The sequence below is a fragment of the Wolbachia endosymbiont (group A) of Apotomis capreana genome (assembly GCF_964027025.1).
Classification (GTDB): Bacteria; Pseudomonadota; Alphaproteobacteria; order Rickettsiales; family Anaplasmataceae; genus Wolbachia; species Wolbachia pipientis.
Genome location: NZ_OZ034721.1, coordinates 934311 through 957064, shown reverse-complemented (window position 1 = coordinate 957064; position 22754 = coordinate 934311). Strand labels below are relative to the sequence as shown.

General features: G+C 36.1%; 21 protein-coding genes, 1 pseudogene and 1 riboswitch. Of the genes and pseudogenes, 20 read left to right on the top strand and 2 right to left on the bottom strand.

Going from position 1 to position 22754, the window contains the following annotated elements; translation table 11 throughout:
- Window positions 1–79: 79 nt before the first annotated feature.
- The 11 genes and pseudogenes from pgsA to AAGD50_RS04680 all read left to right on the top strand — a co-directional run bounded on the left by pgsA (window position 80) and on the right by AAGD50_RS04680 (window position 11291).
- Window positions 80–622 (top strand): CDP-diacylglycerol--glycerol-3-phosphate 3-phosphatidyltransferase, encoded by a 543-nt coding sequence (gene pgsA, locus AAGD50_RS04730; protein WP_341810016.1) that lies wholly within the window; start codon window positions 80–82, stop codon window positions 620–622.
- Between the two features lie 111 nt (window positions 623–733).
- The gene (locus AAGD50_RS04725; protein ID WP_264724228.1) at window positions 734–1675 is read left to right on the top strand and encodes a hypothetical protein; all 942 of its coding nucleotides are present in this window, start codon (window positions 734–736) and stop codon (window positions 1673–1675) included.
- A 60-nt stretch (window positions 1676–1735) separates the two neighbouring features.
- Window positions 1736–2443, top strand: a complete 708-nt coding sequence (locus tag AAGD50_RS04720) for an outer membrane protein assembly factor BamD (RefSeq protein ID WP_264724257.1) — start codon at window positions 1736–1738, stop codon at window positions 2441–2443.
- A 60-nt stretch (window positions 2444–2503) separates the two neighbouring features.
- Window positions 2504–3244 (top strand): YebC/PmpR family DNA-binding transcriptional regulator, encoded by a 741-nt coding sequence (locus AAGD50_RS04715; RefSeq protein ID WP_264724227.1) that lies wholly within the window; start codon window positions 2504–2506, stop codon window positions 3242–3244.
- 3 nt (window positions 3245–3247) lie between these two features.
- Window positions 3248–4186 carry a M23 family metallopeptidase gene (locus AAGD50_RS04710; protein WP_264724226.1) on the top strand — a complete coding sequence of 313 codons (939 nt, stop codon included), beginning with the start codon at window positions 3248–3250 and terminating at the stop codon, window positions 4184–4186.
- A 7-nt stretch (window positions 4187–4193) separates the two neighbouring features.
- The gene (locus AAGD50_RS04705) at window positions 4194–5105 is read left to right on the top strand and encodes an SPFH domain-containing protein (RefSeq protein ID WP_264724256.1); all 912 of its coding nucleotides are present in this window, start codon (window positions 4194–4196) and stop codon (window positions 5103–5105) included.
- Window positions 5106–5181: 76 nt separating this feature from the next.
- A riboswitch (TPP riboswitch) is annotated at window positions 5182–5284 on the top strand.
- Window positions 5273–5548, top strand: coding sequence for a SemiSWEET family sugar transporter (locus AAGD50_RS04700; RefSeq protein ID WP_006280002.1), 276 nt, complete (start codon window positions 5273–5275; stop codon window positions 5546–5548). Its footprint overlaps the riboswitch before it by 12 nt.
- Window positions 5529–6221 (top strand): thiamine diphosphokinase, encoded by a 693-nt coding sequence (locus AAGD50_RS04695; protein WP_264724225.1) that lies wholly within the window; start codon window positions 5529–5531, stop codon window positions 6219–6221. The genes AAGD50_RS04700 and AAGD50_RS04695 overlap by 20 nt, the downstream gene beginning before the upstream one ends.
- A 242-nt stretch (window positions 6222–6463) precedes the next feature.
- A pseudogene (locus AAGD50_RS04690) lies at window positions 6464–7226 on the top strand (IS5 family transposase).
- 25 nt (window positions 7227–7251) lie between these two features.
- On the top strand, window positions 7252–9000 hold the full coding sequence (locus tag AAGD50_RS04685; RefSeq protein WP_265024617.1) for an AAA family ATPase: 1749 nt from the start codon (window positions 7252–7254) through the stop codon (window positions 8998–9000).
- A 1439-nt stretch (window positions 9001–10439) separates the two neighbouring features.
- Window positions 10440–11291: a Bro-N domain-containing protein gene (locus AAGD50_RS04680; protein WP_213862822.1), complete on the top strand. Its 852-nt coding sequence runs from the start codon at window positions 10440–10442 to the stop codon at window positions 11289–11291.
- A gap of 521 nt (window positions 11292–11812) precedes the next feature.
- On the opposite strand, the gene AAGD50_RS04675 is transcribed toward AAGD50_RS04680, so the two are convergent.
- Together AAGD50_RS04675 and AAGD50_RS04670 are read right to left on the bottom strand one after the other, a co-directional pair.
- The gene (locus tag AAGD50_RS04675; RefSeq protein ID WP_264724224.1) at window positions 11813–12919 is read right to left on the bottom strand and encodes a hypothetical protein; all 1107 of its coding nucleotides are present in this window, start codon (window positions 12917–12919) and stop codon (window positions 11813–11815) included.
- Window positions 12885–14117 (bottom strand): hypothetical protein, encoded by a 1233-nt coding sequence (locus tag AAGD50_RS04670; protein WP_264724223.1) that lies wholly within the window; start codon window positions 14115–14117, stop codon window positions 12885–12887. Before AAGD50_RS04670 ends, AAGD50_RS04675 begins: the two co-directional genes overlap by 35 nt.
- Window positions 14118–14404: 287 nt before the next feature.
- Here AAGD50_RS04670 and AAGD50_RS04665 point away from each other — a divergent pair, with 287 nt between their 5' ends.
- The 9 genes from AAGD50_RS04665 (at window position 14405) to AAGD50_RS04625 (ending at window position 22467) form a co-directional block, all read left to right on the top strand.
- Window positions 14405–15424, top strand: a complete 1020-nt coding sequence (locus tag AAGD50_RS04665; RefSeq protein ID WP_265024618.1) for a virulence RhuM family protein — start codon at window positions 14405–14407, stop codon at window positions 15422–15424.
- 37 nt (window positions 15425–15461) lie between these two features.
- On the top strand, window positions 15462–15938 hold the full coding sequence (locus tag AAGD50_RS04660; protein ID WP_264724221.1) for a crossover junction endodeoxyribonuclease RuvC: 477 nt from the start codon (window positions 15462–15464) through the stop codon (window positions 15936–15938).
- 131 nt (window positions 15939–16069) lie between these two features.
- Window positions 16070–17308: a DNA modification methylase gene (locus AAGD50_RS04655; protein WP_264724220.1), complete on the top strand. Its 1239-nt coding sequence runs from the start codon at window positions 16070–16072 to the stop codon at window positions 17306–17308.
- A 7-nt stretch (window positions 17309–17315) separates the two neighbouring features.
- The gene (locus AAGD50_RS04650) at window positions 17316–17813 is read left to right on the top strand and encodes a MarR family transcriptional regulator (protein WP_264724252.1); all 498 of its coding nucleotides are present in this window, start codon (window positions 17316–17318) and stop codon (window positions 17811–17813) included.
- A 14-nt stretch (window positions 17814–17827) separates the two neighbouring features.
- The gene (locus AAGD50_RS04645; protein ID WP_264719160.1) at window positions 17828–17950 is read left to right on the top strand and encodes a hypothetical protein; all 123 of its coding nucleotides are present in this window, start codon (window positions 17828–17830) and stop codon (window positions 17948–17950) included.
- Window positions 17947–19767 (top strand): phage terminase large subunit family protein, encoded by a 1821-nt coding sequence (locus AAGD50_RS04640; protein ID WP_264724219.1) that lies wholly within the window; start codon window positions 17947–17949, stop codon window positions 19765–19767. Before AAGD50_RS04645 ends, AAGD50_RS04640 begins: the two co-directional genes overlap by 4 nt.
- The gene (locus tag AAGD50_RS04635) at window positions 19767–19985 is read left to right on the top strand and encodes a gpW family protein (RefSeq protein ID WP_264374239.1); all 219 of its coding nucleotides are present in this window, start codon (window positions 19767–19769) and stop codon (window positions 19983–19985) included. Before AAGD50_RS04640 ends, AAGD50_RS04635 begins: the two co-directional genes overlap by 1 nt.
- Before the next feature lie 26 nt (window positions 19986–20011).
- Complete coding sequence (locus tag AAGD50_RS04630) at window positions 20012–21043, top strand: YhcG family protein (RefSeq protein WP_264374238.1); 1032 nt, start codon at window positions 20012–20014, stop codon at window positions 21041–21043.
- A complete protein-coding gene (locus tag AAGD50_RS04625) occupies window positions 21043–22467 on the top strand; it encodes a phage portal protein (RefSeq protein WP_341810015.1) in 1425 nt (474 codons plus the stop codon). Before AAGD50_RS04630 ends, AAGD50_RS04625 begins: the two co-directional genes overlap by 1 nt.
- The last annotated feature ends 287 nt before the right edge of the window (window positions 22468–22754 follow it).

The following is a 22754-nucleotide window of genomic DNA, read 5'->3' as shown; positions in this document are numbered from 1 at the left end:
ATGTTCAATTGTAAACTATTAGCTTGTGAACTCTGGTGTACTTCTGTATAAGTTTACCTACTACGTAGAATGGTATTACATGCTTAAGAAAAACGTGCCTAATTTGCTTACAATTTCTCGTGCGCTTGCAGTACCAGCAATAATATTAAGTTTTTATATAGAAAATAAATATGCAGGCCTGATAACAATATCAATCTTTGTATTTGCGTGCATTACGGATTTTTTTGATGGTTACTTGGCGCGTGCGTGGAAAGTCCAATCAAAATTTGGCAAGCTATTTGATCCAATTGCTGATAAATTAATAGTGGTTTCAACGATAATTATGCTAGTTTATAAGCAGAAGATAAATGATTTTACAATAGTACCATCGATTATCATCATCTGTAGGGAGATATTAGTCTCGGGTTTGCGGGAGTTTTTGATAGCTACAAATGTTAGTCTACCTGTAAGCAAATCTGGAAAAATTAAAACATTTCTACAGATGGTTGCTGTAGTAGCGCTAATAATGAACGATTATTATATGATTCAATATACAGGTGCGATTTGTTTATGGGTTGCAGCTATTATAACTATGTGGTCAGGCTATAATTATATCCTAGCCGGCATCAAACAGATTGATTAAATCTTCTAGGAAATAGTTAATAGACAAGAGTAGTTAATATCTTAGTGATATTGACTCAGAAAGCAAAAAGGTGTATAATTATATTAACTTACAACTAATTAGGTTAATATTATGAAAATACCTAGTGGCAAATTTTCTTCTACTAAAAAGGTTCCAGGAAAGAATAAGAAAAAAAGAGATTTTGAACCATTAGAAGAGTTTTTTTGGGATTTTTGGCCAACAGTTGATAAAGAAGTCAAAAGAGAAAGGCTAGAACAAGAACTATTAGCACTAAAAAAAAGAGAGCTATATAGAAAATGTGCATCATTGGCAACAATGGTCCCATTTACATTGCTGATGGCGATTGAACTGGAAAAAACATATAGCGATCAGGTATTACTTGGCGTGATAAGTGGCGCGCTAAGCAACACTATATTACCTTTTACAGTCTTATCTCTTATTTGTACGCTATATTTAATTTACAATAATAGGAAGATAGCACAAAAAGAACGAGAGTTGGAGATTATTGAAAATGGAGAGGAAGTAAAGGAAAAAGAGCACAATATTTCTGATATAGGTCAGTGTTTGATCTATATTGAGGCTATAACAACTGCACTGGTTATTGTAGGTATGATAATGGGTGAAACATCTTCACTTGAAGCAGCAGAGGATGCAATTTTATTTCTTGCCAATGCAATTGCTTTTCTTGCAACTCTTGTTTCTTATATTGATAAGCATGAAAAAAATAAGAAAAAGGAAACAGAAAAGTCTGATCTTGATGAGAAATCTAGCAAGAAAACTAGCAATATATCTGTAGCCGGATTGGCGCTTGCTGGTTCTTCTGTATTTTTAATAAGAAGGATAATGTTAATAGCATTAGCATCGTCCTTAAATCCTGCTGTTGGAACTACTTTAGGCTTGGTAGGTATTGCAATTTTTATGGCTGTACAGGTCTTAACTATACATTCCTACAGTAAGACGCTGAAAGATCCAAAAGTGGAAGGACGAGGTGAATCAAGAAATGCAGGTAGTTCTGACCGTAGTTATAAAGAAGAAGGACCGGCTGTTGCCTAAGAAATTTATTTATTTAAGTAATATTTAGGTCTATACTTTATTTTGATCGAAAAAAATCTTATGTATAAGACTTTAATCACGTGCTTTATTTTCCTAATTTGCTCCTTTACACAATCGTATGCGGATGATCTTGAAAAAACTGAAACTGAACTATATGAAGAAGCAGTTGAACTTTTTGACCAGAAAAAATATAAACAAGCTATTAGGGCATTTCATAAGATAGAGGATTTGTATCCTTTTTCTTATTGGGCAATGAAAGCAAAATTATTATCTGGGGTCTCTCACTATAATATGGGTAACTATAGCAGTGCTGCAAGTGATATGGCTGATTATATATATGTTTATTCAAATGGTGAAGATTTACCATATGTATACTACTTAAGAGTATTATCTTATTACATGCAAATTAATAAAGTGCAACTTGGACAGCAAACTGCATATAAAACTTTAGAGCTAGCCACTGAGTACATTAATCTCTTTCCAGGCAGCGAATATGTAGACGAGATGAAGGAAAAAGCAAAGCTGATCACAGAGCATATATCAACAAAAGAGTACTCTATCGGTAAATTTTACCTGAGGCGTGGTGAATATTTAGCAGCAATTAAGCGTTTCCAGAATATGGCAAGCTATAAAGATTCTAAATATTTTTCTAAGTCTATTAACTATTTAGTAGCAGCCCATTCAGCTCTTGGCCTTAATTGGGAAGCTGAGCAGTATGAAAGTATGTTATTAGCAGAAAACCTGCAAGATGCCAAGCCAGAGGCTTGAAAATTTGCTTTAGCTTTTTCTATGCTTTGATATATAATTTAGGTTTTTAACTATTTGAATATGGCTGGTCATTCACAATTTTCAAATATAAAACACCGGAAAGGTGCTCAGGATGCAAAGCGCTCTCAAAAATTTACGAAGCTGATTAGAGAAATAACAGTTGCTGCAAAGCAAGGGTTACCCGATCCCGAACTCAACCCGCGCCTTCGCTCTGCTATATTTGCTGCACGCAAGGAAAATCTACCAAAAGATAAAATAGAAACAGCAATAAAAAATGCAACTGGTAACGTTGCTGGAGAAAATTACGAAGAAATCCAATATGAAGGTCATGGGCCTTCTGGCACTGCACTCATTGTCCATGCCTTGACTAATAACCGCAACCGTACTGCTTCTGAGGTACGTTATATATTTTCTCGCAAGGGTGGAAACTTGGGAGAAACAGGAAGTGTTAGTTACCTTTTTGATCATGTAGGTTTAATTGTCTATAAAGCAGAGGGTGTGAATTTTGATGATTTATTCAGTCATGGAATCGAATTAGAAGTATTGAATATTGAGGAAAATGACAAAGAAGGATTACACGTTATAACTTGTGAAATAAAAGATTTTGGTAAAGTACGCGATGCCTTTTATGCAAAATTCGGAGAACCAGAACTTGCTCGTCTTTCGTGGCAACCAAAGGATCTAGTTGAAATTAGTGATAAAGAGTTGATTGATAAATTATCTGCATTGGTTGAAGAACTAGAAGATAACGACGATGTACAGTATGTGGAAGGTAATTTTACTTTTGTTGATGCTGTTTAAATGATGAAGCTGATTGTATTTATGCTGCTCTTTATCTTACCGTTATATACCGCTGAAACATCAACAGATCTTGCACAGCCATTCCAGCATGGAATCAGAAAAAAAAAAGCTACTTTGACGACAGAAAGTGATAGAAAGTTGTTATTCATATCCAGTACCATAAAATCTTCCTTTTTTGCCACGGAAGGGTTGGCGCCAAATACAGTGGTGAAATTAATCAACATATATAAAGATTTCGGTGTTGATTTTAAAAAAGACATTGTGCCGAAGAGTAAATTAGAGGTTCTTTTTGAGAGATTGCCTAATAATCAGAAGACTGAAGAAAAAATTTTATATGCTTCACTGACAATAAACAAGAAAGCTATTAGTTTATATCATTATAAATCGCAAGACGGCAAAGAAAGATATTTTAATAAAGAAGGAATAAGCTTAAAAAATGGCGAAATTTTTGCAAATCCTTTAAATGGAGATTATCGCATATCCTCAAAATTTGGCAATAGAAAGCATCCTGTTCGCGGTAAAATTGCTTTTCACAAAGGAGTGGATTATGCAGCTAAACTTGGCACTCCCATATACGCTGCTGCAGAGGGTGTGATAGAATATATAGGAAAGAATGGTGGCTATGGAAATTACATCAAAATAAAACACAAAAATGAATATTCAACCTGTTACGCGCATATAAGTAGATTTAGTGGCGATATAAAGTTAGGCTCTAAAGTAAAGCAGGGGCAGATCATCGCTTATGTTGGTAGCACTGGTGTTGCAACAGGACCCCATTTACATTACGAAGTTATATATAACGGCAAACACATCGATCCGCTTACGATAGCACATAAAACTGAAGTAAAATTGCCTGATCATGAATTAAGAGAGTTTAAACTATTTGTAAATAAGATAAATAAAACGATCAACAGAGAGGGTTCAAGTGAAAAAGAAGTTTAAAGACAATATGGATAAGAATACGATAAACGATAGAAATTTGAGTCAAATTCGGTTTTTTCCTGCATTAATACTAGCGGTAATACTAATGGCAATACCGTTATCACTACTTGCGATGTATGATACTCTGGCTTTAATACACAATAGCCTGGTTTCAATGGATGGTACTGCTTTAGTATTAATAATCCCATTTGTGATCCTATTCGTGATCCTATTCATAATTTTACCTACAGGGTTTTTTATCAATCATCCTAATGAAGCAAGAGTGATAGAATTTTTTGGTCATTATATTGGAACTTATTTTAAACCAGGAATGTTTATCACAATCCCATTTACAAACAAACATGTCATTTCTCTAAAATTTCAAAATATCAACACAGAAAAAATAAAAGTGAATGATGCAAATGGAAGTCCAATAGAGATTTCTGCAGTAATTGTTTGGAGAGTGAACAGCCCGGCGAAGGCGTATTATAATGTTAACAACTATCACGAATTTGTTTTTGTACAAAGTGACTCGGTAATTAGAGAATTGGCGAGCAATTATCCGTATGACAGCGAGAGCAATGAGGAATCTTTACGTAAAAATTCTGATAAAATTTCAGATGAATTGCGGTCAATGTTACAACAAAGATTAGATATTGCAGGAATTGAGATTACAGAAGCAAGAATATCGCATTTGGCGTATTCGTCCGAGATTGCACAAGCAATGTTAAGGCGTCAACAAGCACATGCTATCACTTCGGCAAGAAGGCATATAGTGCAAAATGCAATAGGAATTGTCGAGGAAGTAATAGCTCATTTTGAAAAAAACAAAAGCTTACAATTAGATGGCAAGCAAAAGGTTCAATTGATAAATAATTTGTTGGTTGCCCTAATCTCTGAGCAAGATGCACAACCGACGATTAGTTTAGATAATAATTAGCATAGAAGCCGATTGGGTTTCATAAATGCAAGTCACTATTAATTTCTTGATTAATAGACTAAATGATGTTATAAATTACACGCATTAGGGGTGCTCTAGAAAAGCTGAGAGTACATAAAGTACAACCCTTTGAACCTGATATTGTTAAAGCAAGCGTAGGAAAATGTATGTATATAAATATTGAAGAATGCTTCGGCTTCATTGCGTTAATTGCATCTCTAATTGGATTATCACCTCAAGTATATAAAGCATATATCACTAAAGTTACTCGTGATGTATCGATGTTAATGTTAGTAAACTATCTTATTTGTTCATTGTCTTGGATTGGCTATGGTCTTTACCAGAGCTCAATTTTTGTGGTGCTTAGCAATATTGCTGGATTAGTGATTAGCATAATATCAATTATTCAAAAATGTTACTACGATGCAAAACCTGCACCATGATCATGTGCTGCACTGCAGTACACAACAACAATATCGTTCTATTGTAGTGCTAAATGGAAAAATACCGAGCTCATCGTTTTTTAAACGAGATATACCTATTATTGCTGTAGATGGAGGAGCAAACAAGCTTCTATCAATTGGCGTAAAACCTGATCTTGTAGTAGGAGATTTGGATAGCGTAAATCTGGATTTACGTGCTAATTTGAATACGATATATCTACCTGATCAAGATTATTGCGACTTTTCTAAAGCAATGGCTCACTTAAAAACAGTAAAGTTATTGCCATCAATAGTAACGGGTATTACTGGAGGAGCAATTGATCACATACTACAGAATATTAACATTTTTCTAAGTACGGGCAGTATCTTTTACACACCTTCACCTCCCATGGTAGGTTACACTTTACAAAAAGGTATTACCCATTTTTTTTCTTTGCCAAAAAATACTAAAATATCTTTACTTGGTATACCGAGAGCTCAAATATCAACCAAAGGATTAAAATGGGAACTGCACCTTAGTAATCTTGCTTTTCCGGGAAAAAATTCTTGCTTTAATCGAAGTTTAGGCAATAAGGTATCCGTAGAAGTACACAGTGGTATATGTCTAGCAACGATTTATTTAGAGACAGTAGATGATGCTGCAAGACATCATGTGCGTCAAGTTAAGAAGTAAATAGACTTCTTGCATAACCCAAACTAAGTAGAAAAAAGGTATCATCCAAGTAGCTGACACTGGTTCCTTTATGACGTGTCATTCCAGTTTCAGCTACTTGAATGACAGCAGTCCTACGTCATACCGCCGCGGCGCTAACAAGAGATCCCGCTAACAAGTAGCGGGATGACGATTGTCGTTTAGGTCTTGTCGACATAAAAAAAATAGTGATATAGAGTACTCTTTATTAATAGGTAAAGAGAATGCTATATGATTTAAAAGATGAGCAATGGGAGAGAATAAAAAACAGTCTGCCAGGTAAGGAAGGAGATAGAGGAAGAAGCGCAAAAGATAACAGGAGATTCGTAGCTGCAATAATGTGGATAGGTAGAACAGGAGCAACATGGAGAGCATTGCCGGCTGAGTATGGAAAATGGTCAAGTGTACATAAACGTTTTATAAGGTGGGCAAAATCTGGTGTTTGGCAGATGATTTTCAACACATTAGCTGTTAATGGAGACACAGAGTGGCTCATGATAGACTCAACAATAATCAGGGCACATCAACATGCTGCTGGTGCAAGAAAAAAATGTGGAAACTGGTAGACAAGAACAAGAGCTGGGACGGTGCAAAGGAGGATTTTCAAGCAAATTACACGCTGCTTGTGATGCTTTGGGCAACCCACTGAGATTCTTTGTTACTGCAGGGCAAAGATCGGATTACGTAAAAGCTTTAGACCTGATAGAAGGCAAGAACATGGAGGCACTTATTGCCGATAAAGGGTATGACGCAAATTATATGATTGAGGCTGCAGAAGCTGTAAATGCTGAGCCAGTAATCCCACCGCGTTCCAACAGAAAAACACCAAGAGAATATGACAAAGAATTGTATAAAGAGAGAAACTTAATCGAAAGGATGTTCAACAAAATCAAGCACTTCCGCAGAGTTGCTACACGCTACGACAAATTGGCCATAGCTTTTCTGTCTTTTGTTCACATTGCTGGCATTTATCTTTGGTTAAAATAAATGTCGACACTGCCTAGAACAATTTTTGACTTGCAGTTGGAATTACTACGATGAAGACAATCAGATTATTGTTAAGGTTTATCGTTATGATCCACCTGAAGGAAAAGAATATCGCCCATTTGATGTTAAAACATTGAATTATGCTGCACCAGAAATAAGGCCACTCTACAACATTCCAGGAATTTTAAAGTCTGATAAAGTTGTTCTGGTTGAAGGAGAAAAATGTGCAGAAGCGCTGATAGAACAAGGGATTGCAGCCACAACAACAATGTCTGGAGCAAACGCAGATGTCAAAAAGACTGATTGGTCACAACTAAAAGGTAAACATATTATTATTTGGCCAGATAATGATGAATCAGGTAAGAAGTATGCTGAAAATGCTACAAAAAAGCTTTTGGATGTTGGAGTTGCATCACTTGCTGTGCTTGAGATTCCGCAAGGTAAACCTGAGAAATGGGATGCTGCTGATTGTGTAGAGGAAGGTATAGATGTCAAAGAGTTTTTAGCTTCAACTCCGTTACTTACTATTGATACTCCAGCTACTGATACTTCAAATATGAAAAGTTTAGAAAGATCTACAAAACAGCCACTTAACATTTTAGATTGGAGTGCAGAGCGCTTTGTAGGTCCGGTACCAGAGCAAAAGTTTCTTGTTGAAGGTCTATTTCCTTTAGGTGTTACTTCAATAATAGCAGCAATGGGAGATACAGGCAAAGGTATGCTTCTTCTTGACCTAGCGCTTAAGGTTGCAAGTGATAAGGATCAGATGTGTGGCTTTGGTTCACTTGTTACTGAACACGGAACAGTAGTAATTTTTTCAGCAGAGGATGATGCAGGTGAGATACACCGCCGCTTGAAACGACTTGACCCTAAGTGTGAAAGGTTGAAACATAAAGATAAATTATTTATTGTACCACTGCCAAACGTTAGAGGATCACTTACAATACTCAGAAATGTTCGTGGTAAAATCGTCGAAGTTTCTCCTGAATTCGAATCCATAATGAAACAGCTCGAGGAAATTAAAGATCTGAAATTGATAGTATTTGATCCACTTGCTTCATTTATCCATGCAGATATAAATGCTGATCCTGCTGTAGGGGATTATCTAATGTGCTTATTATCTGATTTAGCATGTAGTACTGGAGCTTCGATAATTACTGCTCATCACATGAGAAAGCCAAAAGGAGAAAAACCAATATTAACTGCTGAACAAGCACGCGATGCAATTAGAGGTACCTCTGCTCTTGTTAATGGTGTTAGATGTTCCTATGCTTTTTGGACAGTGGAAGATACAGCTAAGCCAGAGATCTTTAGGTCAATGGGGGAGATTCCAAGACAAAATGCTTTATTTTATGGGGCGGTTGTTAAGGCAAATGGGTTAGCTGATCGCACTGTACGTACTTACCTAAGAAATCAAGAAACAGGGCTACTAGAAGATATAACAGCACAATTGAAAGTTAAAAACATTAGCGATAAAAGTCTTAAGATATATCTTATCGATGCAATTAAACGATCTGCTATTGCAGGGCATCCATTTACTCATACAGGAAGTGCAGGAGTATATAAACAACGGCATAGACTGCCTGAAATTTTTCACAATATGGGAAGAGATAAATTAGAACGTATGATACAGGAACTTTTACAGGTAAAACAGTTAGTAAAAGGAATGTCTAAAGGTTCAAGAGAGGATAAGTGGCTTGACGTTACAACAGGACCCTTTGCTTGTGGTATAGGAAAATTCACCCCTGGAGCTGAAGATCTTAACTGCAAATAAAACTTCTGTAGGTAAATTCTTTACAGCTATTTTTAATAGATCTCTTATTCAAATACTTGTTCTGTAGGCTTTGTTGCATTGCTCCTAACCATACTTTTCTATATATGGATATATACAATATTCAGTTGCTAGTTTACGTTGAATGCTACAATAGATAGATATATAGTAGAATGGAGAAACAACCAGAAATAGCTAAAACCATACCAGATGGGCTATTGGTTTTTCAACAGCTATGCAAGAATATTTTTACAAACAGACATTAATCTCTTAAAAATTGATATCTATTATAGGTAGCATTATATTCCTAATTCCTAGGTTATCAGCTAAATAGTTAGAAATCAAGGAAGCTAGACTCTGCATAAAACCTAGGCTTTTTGACCTACATTCCTAAAAGTATTCCTAGCAACTACGCACCTAAAGTTAGCCAATATGGCTGATTTTGCTATTCCTAAAACCCTTATATATTATATATATATAATAACAATAGTAATAAATATAAATTAATAAATATATAAACTACAAATAAATAAAACTTATCAAAAAGAAAGAAGAGCAAAAAGACCACTACAAAACTTATTAGGATATTTAAATTGAATAAGAAAGAACAAATGGCTCATAATTGCGTTTTAAGACGATCCTGTGACTTCAGGGTACAATTATACCACCAAGACCTAAATTACTCATGTAGGGTAGCTTAAAACTCGATTACGAGGCATTTCTAAACTATTTTTTACCCCAAACTTTTATTTACTACAAGAAAGCCTAAAACCAGTCTATCATGTTTTTTTGTTGGTTGCAAAGAAAATTTTTCAAACCTAAAGAACAAATGGTTAGTAGACTTTTTGAAACGTTATTTTTGCAACAGCCAACTTATGTCACTTCTATCATAGAGAGGGTAACAAAATACTCCTACCCTTTAAAACGCTTTAGGAGGTCCTTACAACACTATTTGTAATTTAGATATAAAAGTTCGTCTTTTTTAAATTAACGCGTGTAGCCTCCCTAAAAACTCGAATAAAAGGCATCTTTAGTAACCCAACTATTGCAAAGTAAACTTACCAGTAAGTTTAACACATTTTTTACACTTTGCAAAGAAAATTCTTCAAAAAAGATTGAACGACTTGTGAATGGGTTAATGGAGACTTTATGAAAATACAACAACTTTTATTGCAAACCTCTGAGCAATTGATTGCAAAATTCTCAGTAATGAAATCAGCAAATTGTAGATGAAGCTCAAGGAAAAAAGTTACTGCCATAGAAGAAGAAACAGAAGCTACAGAACTCTTAACCCGCTTAATAGTTCAAAATGGAGACAAAGATCGAAATTTATTTACGTCTCTAATTTTATCACGTATAATGGAGATAAAACTTCCACTATTTATTAGTAATAAAAAGCAACTTAGTTTATATTTGGTTTTTAGAATAAACTTATTTTCAATATGATTGACACTTTAACTTTAAAAGAAGGAGATATTGAAACTACTGCTTTTGATAATAGCAATTTTACTAGAGTATTACACGATGGAGAATGGTGGTACGTAATAACAGAAGTAATAGCTTTTCTGACAGGTAGTAAGAACCCATCTGACTATCTAAAAAAGATAAAAAGCAGAGATATAGGGCTTTCTGAAGGATGGGGACAATTTGTCACCCCCCTTGAAATTAAAACAAAAGGTGGTAAACAGAATGTTAATTGTACAAATGTTGAGGGGTTGTTTCGTATTTTGCAGTCTATTCCTTCCAAAAGAGTTGAACAATTTAAACGTTGGCTTGCAAAAGTCGGGTATGAAAGGCTACAAGAATATGAAAACCCTGAGCTTGCACTCAAACGAATCTATGCCGATTATGCTGCAAAAGGGTACCCTCAGGAATGGATACAAAAGAGAATAGAATCGATAGCTGTCAGAAATCAACTAACAAAAGAATGGGGTAACAGAAATATATCTGACCACAATAATAAGTATATTGAAGGTAGGGAATACGCAATATTGACAGACGTAATTTCTGAGGGAACGTTTGGAGTAAAAACAAAGCATCATAAGGAAATAAAAGGCTTGAGGAAACAACCACTAAGAGACCATATGACACCAATTGAATTAATTTTTAACATGCTAGGAGAACAGGCTACCATTGATGAAATAAAAGATAAAGATGCACAGGGCTATAATAAAAATTTAGAAGCGGCAAAGGAAGGAGGCAAGAACGCAGGCACAGCAAGAGAGGCATTTGAAAAAGCGAGAGGTGTGAAAGTCGTTTCTTCAGATAACTTTTTAAAGAGGATTAAAGATTAAAGTTCTCACTATGAGAAACCTCTGAATTTTATGGTTTAAAACGTTTTAGAAGGCTATTATAGCGTTATTGATGATTTAGATAGGTTTTGTATGTTTTTACCAAAAACTCATGTAATCTCTTCTCAGATCAAGTAAAAAGTTGTTTCCAAAATGGAAAGAACTCAAATAGTGAAGATTTCTGTTGTAAAAGACATAATGCTCTTTTTAATTTCTTAGCTGTCTTAAAATTATTTTAACTTTTTTTCAGAAAATCCCGGAAAAAGTAGTAAGAAATCCGGTATATATTAGTATAGAGACATTGAGTGTAGATGTGCTTCAAACACAAAAGTCGGCAAACAAAAAGATTGAAGAAAGCAAAAGAAATTTAGGCTTTTACGTAATTGAGAATTTGTATTTTTTTAGATAAGGCAAAAACTGTGTTTTAAAGCTAGATGCGACTTTAGAGTCAACCAAAGCTTAAAACTCAATTACATGAATTTTACTTTTTCCATTATAACATCTTTTACTTCTCGTCAACACAGTTAACGAACTACCACAGTAAAAGGGTTAATACGGTAACCATAATCTCTACGCGATGATCCAGGCCAACCAACTGTTTGAATCACATCATTACGTTCGATGTTTAGTCCTAACTTTTTAGCTAAGGTGGTTTTTATTGTCCTTTGGATTGTGTTTAGTGGTTTTCTGATGTGATGTTCTGGATCTGCTTCTTGATCAAGATTTAGATGTTTTTCTATTTGAGCTATGCTAAGCAACGTGTGTTTTTCAGGAGGCAATTCTTTTTTACAGTCATTCAAAAATTGTTCAAATAATATGCGAAAAACTTTCATACATGCTACAGCTTTCTTATTCAGAATCTCTATATTGTTTACGTAAAGTGAGCCTTCTACCAATTGTAACTCTAGTAATTCTTTCTCTCTAGCAGGTTCAATTTGCTCAAGTGAAGTATGTAAAATTTGCATTGAAGTATTTGGTATTAACTCTGGTACTCCTCTTTGTACTGCTTCTTGAAATATTTCAATTAAAGTCCTACGCTGACAGAAAAGGTCAACCATTTCTACTATAGGCAAATCAAGAGGTATGTCTGGTATGTTTTTTCTCAGTATTACTAATACGGTTGGATTGACTCTTAGCCTATCTATGGTTAAGAATGTTGGATTGGTGCAAAAATCAAGAACAATGAGATTTACAAATTTACCTTGGCCACCAACATGATAAACTCCTCTTTCCACCTTTTGCCACATGAAATGCGTATTACTTAGCTGACCTTCAAACCAATGCATGATTTTCTCTGGGTTTAAATATACAGATAAGCGATGAAATCTTTGCTTCTTGTAGGTGTTAGGCAAAATATCACGGTTGCAATTTTCACAAATTATATTATCGCATACTTCATCAAAATCCTCATCAATGAAAATCTCATTGTTACAGTATGGATCAACTATATTTGGCCAATCTAATTTATCTTGTCTATGAGAGCAGATAATATAGGCCCTCTCTTGCATCTTAATTAATTCAAGATCTGACAAATACTTTGCTGCTTTAATGTAGTTTTGATTTGGATTAACCCAAGAGCTACCAGAATTAAAAAGGTCAGAGATTTGCTCTTGGCAAGATTGTAAGACCATAAGACTGTTTCATATATGCTTTAAAATCTTCTCTTTCCTTTTTATTCAATGGATGTTCGGAATAATAAATTGCTATGTACTCATCACTTCGCTTAAAAAATAATCCTATCTTTTTGTCTTGAAATATTATCTTCATCAATTCAATAGATTTTAGTATATCACCAATAGAAGGGTGTAAAATATAGAGCTCAGATGCAATAGGATCATGTGGTATAACGGTTAAAGTAATGCAAGTGTTGCTATATTTAAAACGATTTGACTGAAATTTTAACTCAAAAGTGAATATATTTGAATCAGAGCCATCAACACAAACTTTAATGAATTTATATACTTGCTCTGCAAAGTTTTTATCCTGCGCGTTTACAAAAACACATTCAGAGCTAAAATAACGACTTGCAATGCTATTTGCTATCTCTGTAGCTTGATCAATATTTTTGGCAGTAAGATCTACCTGAGTACCATTAACTAGAAAATCCAAAATCATCCAATCTGGCTTATGACCATGAATAACCTTATTTGAGTTTAGTAGTAAATCTATACCACTAGCTCTACGAACTAATACATATAAACGATTTTGATGGTAGAAGAAACCTTGTAATTGATTTTCAAAACCGTCATTGCGTTTAATGTCGTCTTCTTTCAGTATCTGCACTATGGTTTCCTGAGAGATGAAGTCTTTAAATGGAACATTTGGCTGTCGTGGTGTCTTTTGAAGAGCAAATGATACAGAACCTTTTCTTTGTATTTTTTCAAAGTGATAGACAGACTTTAAAAGGTTGTGATCTACATGAAACAATAGAAATAACAAAGACTTCTTGTCGTATTTATTGTTACCTTTTAGAAGGTAGGATTTCATGAGTTCGTCAGTCAATGCAGATCTTGCAATTTCACTGACAGTAGCTTCAAGCTTTGCACGTTCAAAACAGCTAATCAGATAATAAATAACTAGAGAGTCTAAATGTTTAGCAATCACTTTACGTTTATATTGTATGGATGTGTTATCGTAGTCTTGATCATCAAAGAGTTGACCATTTAGCTTGTCTTTAAAGCAGTGTTGAAAGATAACACTTAACTGCCTACCAGAAAGTGAATTCATCCAGGAATGACGGACTTCTGTATTGTGAAAACGCTCAAGTAAGTAGTTAACTGGTACTTCTAAATCATCTTCCCAGAATTTACGGTTTGGGTAAACGTTCATAAGAAATTAGCTAAGCTACGTTAGCATAATAGATTAATTACATTGTTAAGATAGAAATCTGAAAGTCTTGACCAATAATTATACAATGCTTGTTTACTGATTTTTAACCAAGTTTTTTTCTAAAAAGTTTATTTAAGAAGAAGATTTTTTGGACAAAAATTTTCCAAATCCTGAATATATATTATATAAGCTTAAAACTTTATGATAAAAGCAATCCAAGAACAGAGTATGGAAATCTCTTTCAAATAAAATTGCTACTTAAAGCAGATAACAATTTGAAAAGATGTATGAAACCAGATAACAATGAAATCTTATTTTATGAGACAGAAGATGGAAAGGTACATATAGAGGTCAGGTTTGAAAATGACAATCTGTGGCTTACACAAAAACATATAGCTGAGCTATTTGGTTGTTCAAGTGATAATATTTCATTGCACCTAAAGAATATTTATCTAAGTAAAGAGTTAGATAAAAGTTCAACTACCGAAGAATTTTCGATAATTCAAAAAGAGGGAGAAAGAGAGGTAAAACGTAATGTAGTGTTCTACAATTTAGAAGCTGTTATATCAGTAGGCTATCGTGTTAGTGGCATAGCTTTTCGTACATGGGCAACCGATAAACTAAAGAAGTACATTTTTAAAGGCTTTGCAATAGATAGTAACAGGTTTAAAAATGGTACAAAATTTGATGCCAGGTTTTTTGACGAGCTAGTTGAAGAAATAAGAGAAATTCGAGCTAGTGATCGTATGGCTTACCAGAAAATTACAGATATTTATGCAACTTCAGTAGATTATTCAAATTGCGCAATTGAAACGAAAAATTTCTTTGCTGTAGTACAGAACAAATTGCATTTTGCCATTACCGGGAATACAGCAGCGGAAATTATAACAAATAGAGCAAATAGAAATAAACCAAATATGGGCCTAACAAATTGGCGAAAAGCACCTAAAGGGAAAATATTTCTTTCTGATACACATATAGCAAGAAACTACTTAGATAGAAATGAAATTGCTCAACTGAATAAGATAGTGAATATGTATATAGACCACGCAGAGTTTCAAGCTGCTCGAGGTAAGGTAATGTATATGAAAGATTGGAAGGAAAAGCTTGATGCATTTTTAAGATTTAATGAGCAAGAGATATTAAAGAACTGCGGTAAAGTTTCTCATGAGATAGCAATTGCCTTAGCTGCAGAAGAATATAAAGAATTCAGAAAAACACAAGATAAATCATACAAGTCAGACTTTGATAAATTGGTAGAAGAAAATAGAAAGAAAACTCTAATTAAGAAATCTCCTTATAAGTAGAAAAACTAAAGGTCTATAAGTATATAAAAAATAAAATATGTCAATCCTAACACTAGACCTCGGCAAACAAACAGGCTGGGCAATGCTTACAGATGGAGTAATTCAAAGTGGTAGTGAAAACTTTCATGGTAGCCGTTTCAGCGGAGGTGGCATGCACTTCTTAAATTTTCGTAGGTGGCTCAATGAGATGAGGGAAAGATTTTCAGATATTGAAGCAGTGTATTTTGAAGAAGTAAGAAGACATTTAGGTACTGACGCTGCACATTGCTACGGAGGCTTTCTAGCTCATTTAACAGCTTGGTGCGAGGAAAACAATATACCTTATCAAGGTGTACCTGTCAAGACCATAAAACGCTTTATCACCGGTAAGGGTAATGCAAGTAAAAGTGAAGTTATTGAAGCTGTGAAGGGAAAAGGGTTTATTCCTCAAGATGACAATGAGGGGGATGCTTTGGCGTTGATGTTCTATGTTAATAATTTTAGTAAAGATTTTAATATGCTAGATAACACATAGGAAGTGGGTCCTTTCGGCCAGACTGGCGGACTTAGGAGCGAAACCCCGGGTCCTCTCTAGCGTCAGACGTATTTTGATTATTAACTTTTTAACAAGTTATTAAGAATTTAAACATAACAACTATTAGGAATATGAACTTAGCAATCCACTACTATCCTATTGAAAATCTTGTCGAATACGATCGTAACCCTCGCAAGAATGACGATGTAGTAAACAGAATGTGTGCCTCTATTCGGGAATTTGGTTTTCGTATCCCAATAGTTGCAAAAAGCGATGGCACTGTGGTTGATGGTCATTTACGCCTCAAAGCAGCAAGAAAACTGGGTATGGAGAGTATTCCCGTAGTGCTCAGTGATAACTTAAGTGAAGCCCAAACCAAAGCTTTTCGGTTACTTGCCAATCAATCAGCTAACTGGGCAAAGTGGGACGATGATCTTTTAAAAGTGGAAATTCAAGAGTTAGAAGATTTGCAGTTTGACCTTAAAATGACCGGATTTGAGCTAGAAAAAGTCCAACGCTTTCTTGATAATCTTGATGGAAGGGAAGAACAAGGGGAAAAGGGAGAAAAATTTTCTGATTTAGCTGGTGATGACAAAAAAGTGGAAATAACAAAACCAGGGGATCTGTGGATTTTAGGTGGTCATCGAATCTACTGTGGTGATAGTTGTCTGGTTGAATCATTTAAAGCGGTACTGGACGATAAAATGGCAGATATTACCGTGTGTGACCCTCCGTATAACGTAGCATATGGTGACAGTCAGGAAAGAGAAGACAAAAAAATACTAAACGATGATCAAGGTGAAAATTACGAATTGTTCCTTTATGACATTTGTACTCATGTTTTAGCATACACCAAAGGGGCAATTTACATCTGTGCATCATCATCAGAGCTTTCGACCTTGCAAAAAGTATTTGAAGAAGCAGGGGGAAGATGGTCGACATTCATCATTTGGGCAAAGAATCATTTTACGCTAGGAAGATCTGATTATCAAAGACAATACGAAACAATACTCTACGGGTGGAAAAACGGCAATAAACGTGAGTGGCATGGGGGACGCAATCAGAGTGATCTCTGGTTTTACGATAAGCCAACGTACAACTCACTGCACCCAACGATGAAACCAGTGGAGTTAATGGAGAGAGCGATAGTAAACAGCAGTAGACCAGGGGACATAGTTCTTGATCCATTTAGTGGTTCTGGAAGTACATTAATTGCATGTGAGAGGACAGGAAGAATATGCAGAACTATAGAACTTGATTCCGCCTTCGTCGATGTAACGATAAAGCGTTGGCGGGTGTATACGGGAAGAGAAGCGATACTTTCGGATACTGGAAAGACTTTTGCACAAATTCAAGAAGAAAAACGGTAAAAAAGGGGTGAAAGAGGGGAAAATCACGCAGACAGAATGGGCAAGAGAACTAGGAGTTTCAAAGCAATACGTCTGTTACTTAGTAAAGAAAGGAATAGTTGAGCTGGAGGATAGTTTGATTGACCGAGAACAAGCAAATAGAGCAATAGAAGCAATTAGAGATCCAAGTCAACCACTGAGGAGAAAAGGTGGAGAAGAAGGGGAAAAAAGAGGAAATAATGATCTTTCAACGATGTTGCTTAAAACCCGAATTAAAAACGAGATGGAGCGGGGAAAACTGCTCGAGGCAAAAGCAAAAGCTGAAATTGGTGAACTTATCTCAGTAGAAGAAGTAAAGACTGAAGCATTTAATGTTGCAAGAGTTGTCCGTAATAATTTGCTTAACATTCCAGATAGGGTTTCAGCGTTACTAGCATCGATAAATGACACAGAGAAGATCCATGAAACGTTAACTGAGGAAATCAGAACTGCGTTGGAAGAGTTAGTGGAAAATACATTTCAATGATACTAAGGAAGCACTTGATAGGTTTAATAAACATATTAGTTGCAATACTGATTTTAAGTAAGGCATCAGCAGATACTTATTGCAGACAAAAAATACCTCTTTTTCTCCTTAAAAGTGCAACAATTGCAGCATTATGATATACAGCAGTAGTTTTTATGCAGGGCTAAGGCCAGATCCACCACTAAAAGTATCAGAGTGGGCAGATAAGAACCGTCAGCTTTCGACGATAGCATCATCAGAGCCAGGAAAATGGAGAACAGAGAGAACCCCATATCTTAAAGAAATCATGGATTCACTATCTTCATCTTCACCGGCTGAAAAAGTGGTATTCATGAAAGGAGCGCAGATAGGAGGAACAGAAGCAGGAAACAACTGGATCGGCTACATTATCGACCAAACACCAGGTCCAATGTTGGTAGTGCAGCCAACTGTAGAGATGGGAAAACGTTGGTCAAAGGGAAGATTTGCACCATTAATTGAAGATACGCCATGTTTAAGGAGTAAAATAAAAGACCCAAGGTCGAGAGATTCAGGCAACACTGTACAAAGTAAGGAATTTCCGGGAGGAACGGTAGTAGTAACAGGTGCCAACAGTCCAGTGGGTTTACGTTCAATGCCGGTAAGATATCTTTTTTTAGATGAAGTAGATGCATATCCAGGAGATTCAGGAGGAGAAGGAGATCCAGTTTTACTCAGCATTGCCCGAACTAATACATTTACGCGGCGAAAAATATTCTTAGTTTCAACACCAACGGTTCACGGAATAAGCAGAATAGAGAAGGAATTTGAGAATTCAGACAAACGATACTTTTTTGTACCTTGTCCACATTGTGATCACTATCAGGTGCTGAAATGGCCACAGATAAAGTGGAAAGATAAAGATCCCTCAACAGCCCACTACGTTTGCATAGAGTGTAGGGGAGAAATAAAAAATCATCAGAAAACAGAGATGTTAGCTAGAGGTGAATGGAGGCCTACTAATCCAATAAAAGGTGAAAAAAAAGGATTCCACCTTTCAAGCTTGTATAGCCCAGTTGGTTGGTATAGTTGGAAACAAGCAGTGGAAGATTATCTGCATGCAAAGGAAAATGAACAATTACTAAAAGTTTGGATAAATACAACACTCGGAGAAACCTGGGTAGATAAGGGAGAAGTACCAGACTGGAAGCAACTATTTGAGCGTCGAGAAAATTTTCCGATAGGCATGGTGCCAAAAGGTGGAAAAATAGTGTTAACGGCAGGGGTTGATGTACAAAAAGACCGCTTAGAAGCAGAAGTAGTAGCATGGGGTATGGGTCGTGAGAGTTGGTCAATAGACTATCAGGTATTAGAAGGTGATACTGGAAGTGGAGAAGTATGGGAAAAACTTTCAGAGCTTTTGAATCATCATTTTATCGGTGAAAATGGTCTTGAATACATGATAAGCATGATGGCGGTAGATGCTGGGTATGCAACACAAGAGGTATACAACTGGGTAAGAGGTCACCAAGGGTCAGGGAGAGTAATGGCAGTAAAAGGGGCAAACAAAGCGCTAGTGCCACTTAGCAGCCCAAGTAGAGTAGATGTAACAGTTAGCGGACAAAAGCTAAAGAGAGGAATGAAGCTGTGGCCAGTTGGGGTATCGATATTAAAGTCCGAGCTTTTCCAATTACTTAATGTTTTAACAGAAGGGGCGCCGGGGTATTGTCATTTTCCCGAATATCCACCTGAATATTTTAAGCAACTTACTGCAGAACAACTAATTACCAAGGTAGTAAAAGGGTATACCAAACAAGAGTGGCAAAAGATAAGGGATCGAAATGAAGTACTAGATTGCAGAGTTTATGCAAGAGCAGCATCGATAGCACTGGGAATAGATAGATGGCCAGAGAGTAAGTGGGAAAGTTTAGTAGGTGAAAAAACTAAAAAGTCAAAAAGAGTGAGAAGAAGTCAATGGTTGAATAAGAAAAGTTGATGTATAGCCAAGAATATTTAGATCAAGTAGAAGAAGCGATAAAGAAGCTACAGAGCGGGAAACGGGTAGTATCGATTGCATATGGCGATCACGTGGTTAGGTACGGAGAAGTGCAGATAAATGACCTCTTGAGCTTAAGACAACGCATTAAAGCTGAGCTGAAAGTTGCAGGTGTGAAGAGAAAGATTGTTATTTCAACGAATAAAGGGATCATATAATGATAAAAATCGTTGAAAGGAACGCTATGACAAAAATTATAGGAAAAGAATATACAGAATTTTTAGAGCAGTTGAAAGGTTATATTGCTACTAATCGTTACAAAGCAGCACTTGCGGTTAATAGTAAGCTTATTTTGCTTTATCATTATACTGGTACAGAAATCTTAAAACGGCAAAAAGAATATGGCTGGGGAGCGAAAGTTATTGAACAACTAAGTAAAGATTTGCGAGATGCTTTTCCTGATATGAAGGGGTTTAGCATTCAAAATCTAAAGTATATGAGAAGGTTTGCGGAAGAATATAGCGAAAACGAAATTCGTCAACAAGCTGTTGACCAATTACCTTGGGGTCACAATATCGTAATAATGTACGAAATTAAAAACAAAGAAGAAAGATTTTGGTATGCTAAAAAGTCGCGTGAACACGGCTGGTCTCGTAATATCTTGTCGATGCAAATTGAAACAAATTTGTATAAACGTGAAGGTAAAGCAATAACAAACTTTAGGAATAAGCTTACATCGCCTCAATCAGATTTAGCACAGCAAACGCTTAAAAATCCTTACGTATTTGATTTTTTGAGTCTTGGTAAAAAAGCGCATGAAAGGGAAGTAGAAAAAGCTCTTGTAGCTCACATAGAACGTTTCCTTTTAGAACTTGGTGAAGGGTTTGCATTTTTAGGAAGGCAGTACCATTTACAGGTTGAAGATAGAGATTTCTATTTGGATTTGCTCTTTTACCACGTTAAGCTTCGTTGCTATATTGTAATTGAACTAAAAGCAGGGAAATTCAAGCCAGAATACACTGGAAAGATGAATTTTTACCTTTCAGCAGTTGATGATTTATTAAGACAGCCAGGTGATAATCAATCTATTGGTCTTATCCTCTATCGCTCTAAAGTTGGAGTTGTAGCCGAGTATGCATTACGTGACATGAACAAGCCAATAGGGTTAGCAGAGTATCAAATCACTGAAAATCTACCAGAAGAGGTAAAAACAGCTCTGCCAACAATAGAAGAGTTGGAAGCTGAATTATCAAAAGTTTCAGACAAGGAAAAGTAATGCTACTAAAATCATTCAAACAATTATTCCGCAAACCACCAAAGCCTAAAGGTTCAGCATGGGATGCGTCAGGCTCAGGAAGAAGATTATTGCACTTTCAACCAGAGTCAGGAAGTATAAATAGCTTACTCTCTCACAGTCTTGAAACTTTGCGTAGTCGATCTCGAGATATGGTGAGAAAGAACTCCTATGCAGCAAACATCATCGATACGATAGTGAGTAATTGCGTTGGGACAGGAATAAAACCGCAGTCAAAGGCGAAAGATGCAGAATTTCGGAAAAAAGTGCAAGAATTATGGCTGAGATGGACAGATGAAGCAGACAGTAGCGGAGTAAGTGATTTTTATGGATTACAAGCTTTGGTTTGTAGGAGCATGATAGAAGGAGGAGAATGTTTTGTAAGACTTCGAACAAGAAAACGAGAAGATGGTCTTTGTGTGCCGTTGCAACTGCAAGTACTTGAATCAGAGCATTTAGACAATAAGAGCAATCAAACTTTAGCAAATGGTAATGTAATAAGAAACGGGATTGAATTTAACCGACTTGGGCAAAGAGAAGCGTATTACCTATTTCGAGAACATCCGGGTGAAGGATCATTTGGAGAGTCAGTTAGAGTACCAGCAAATGATGTTTTACATATCTATAGACTACAGAGGCACGGGCAGATTCGAGGAGTACCGTGGTTGTCCAGTGTACTGTTAAAGCTCTATGAACTAGATCAATATGATGATGCGGAATTAGTCAGAAAAAAGACTGCAGCGATGTTTGCTGGGTTTATTACGAGACTTGATCCTGAGGCAAACATCATGGGAGAAGGGGAAAGCAATGAGCAAGGGGTAGCATTATCTGGTTTAGAACCTGGAACTATGCAATTACTTGATCCCGGAGAAGATATTAAGTTCTCGGAACCATCAGACGTTGGGGGAAGTTATGAAGCATTCATGAAACAGCAGCTCAGAGCAATAGCAGTAGGCATGGGAATAACTTACGAGCAGCTAACAGGAGATCTAAGTGGTGTCAATTATTCATCGATACGAGCAGGGTTAATAGAGTTTCGCCGGAGGTGTGGAATGTTACAGCATAACGTGGTAGTATTTCAGTTTTGCCGGCCAGTATGGTGTAGATGGTTAGAATTAGCAATACTATCTGGAGAATTAGACATAAGTGAAAAAGGGGCAAAAAAGGTAAAATGGATAGCGCAAGGGTTTGATTGGGTAGATCCACTGAAAGACCAGCAAGCACAGCAAATGGCGGTAAGAAATGGGTTTAAAAGTAGGTCAGAGGTGGTTTCAGAGCTGGGTTATGATGTAGAAGAAATAGACCAAGAAATTGCCGAAGATCAAAGACGTGCGAGTGAATTGGGATTAAGTTTTGATTCTGATGTACAAGTGCGATCCGAAAGTCGTGATTACTGGGAAGGTTAAATTCCTTCTCCCCAGACATCGGGGTAAAAGTATGTTTCACACTTCAAGAGGTGGCAACTTTTGATAGTGCAAGCATGAAACAAAAAGGGGTAATGTTAAACCTTATAACAAATCCCCCTGAACAGGTTGTATATGGTTACGAAAGAAACCTATGATAGAACTGTCGTTACAGAGAATATGCGAAAAGGGGTTGATACGCATAGACCAAAAGGTGAGAAGTGAATGAGGAATTAGGGTGGTGTACGCCTGATTTAGATGTTCTTAAACTTCCGGCAGATAGTAGGAAC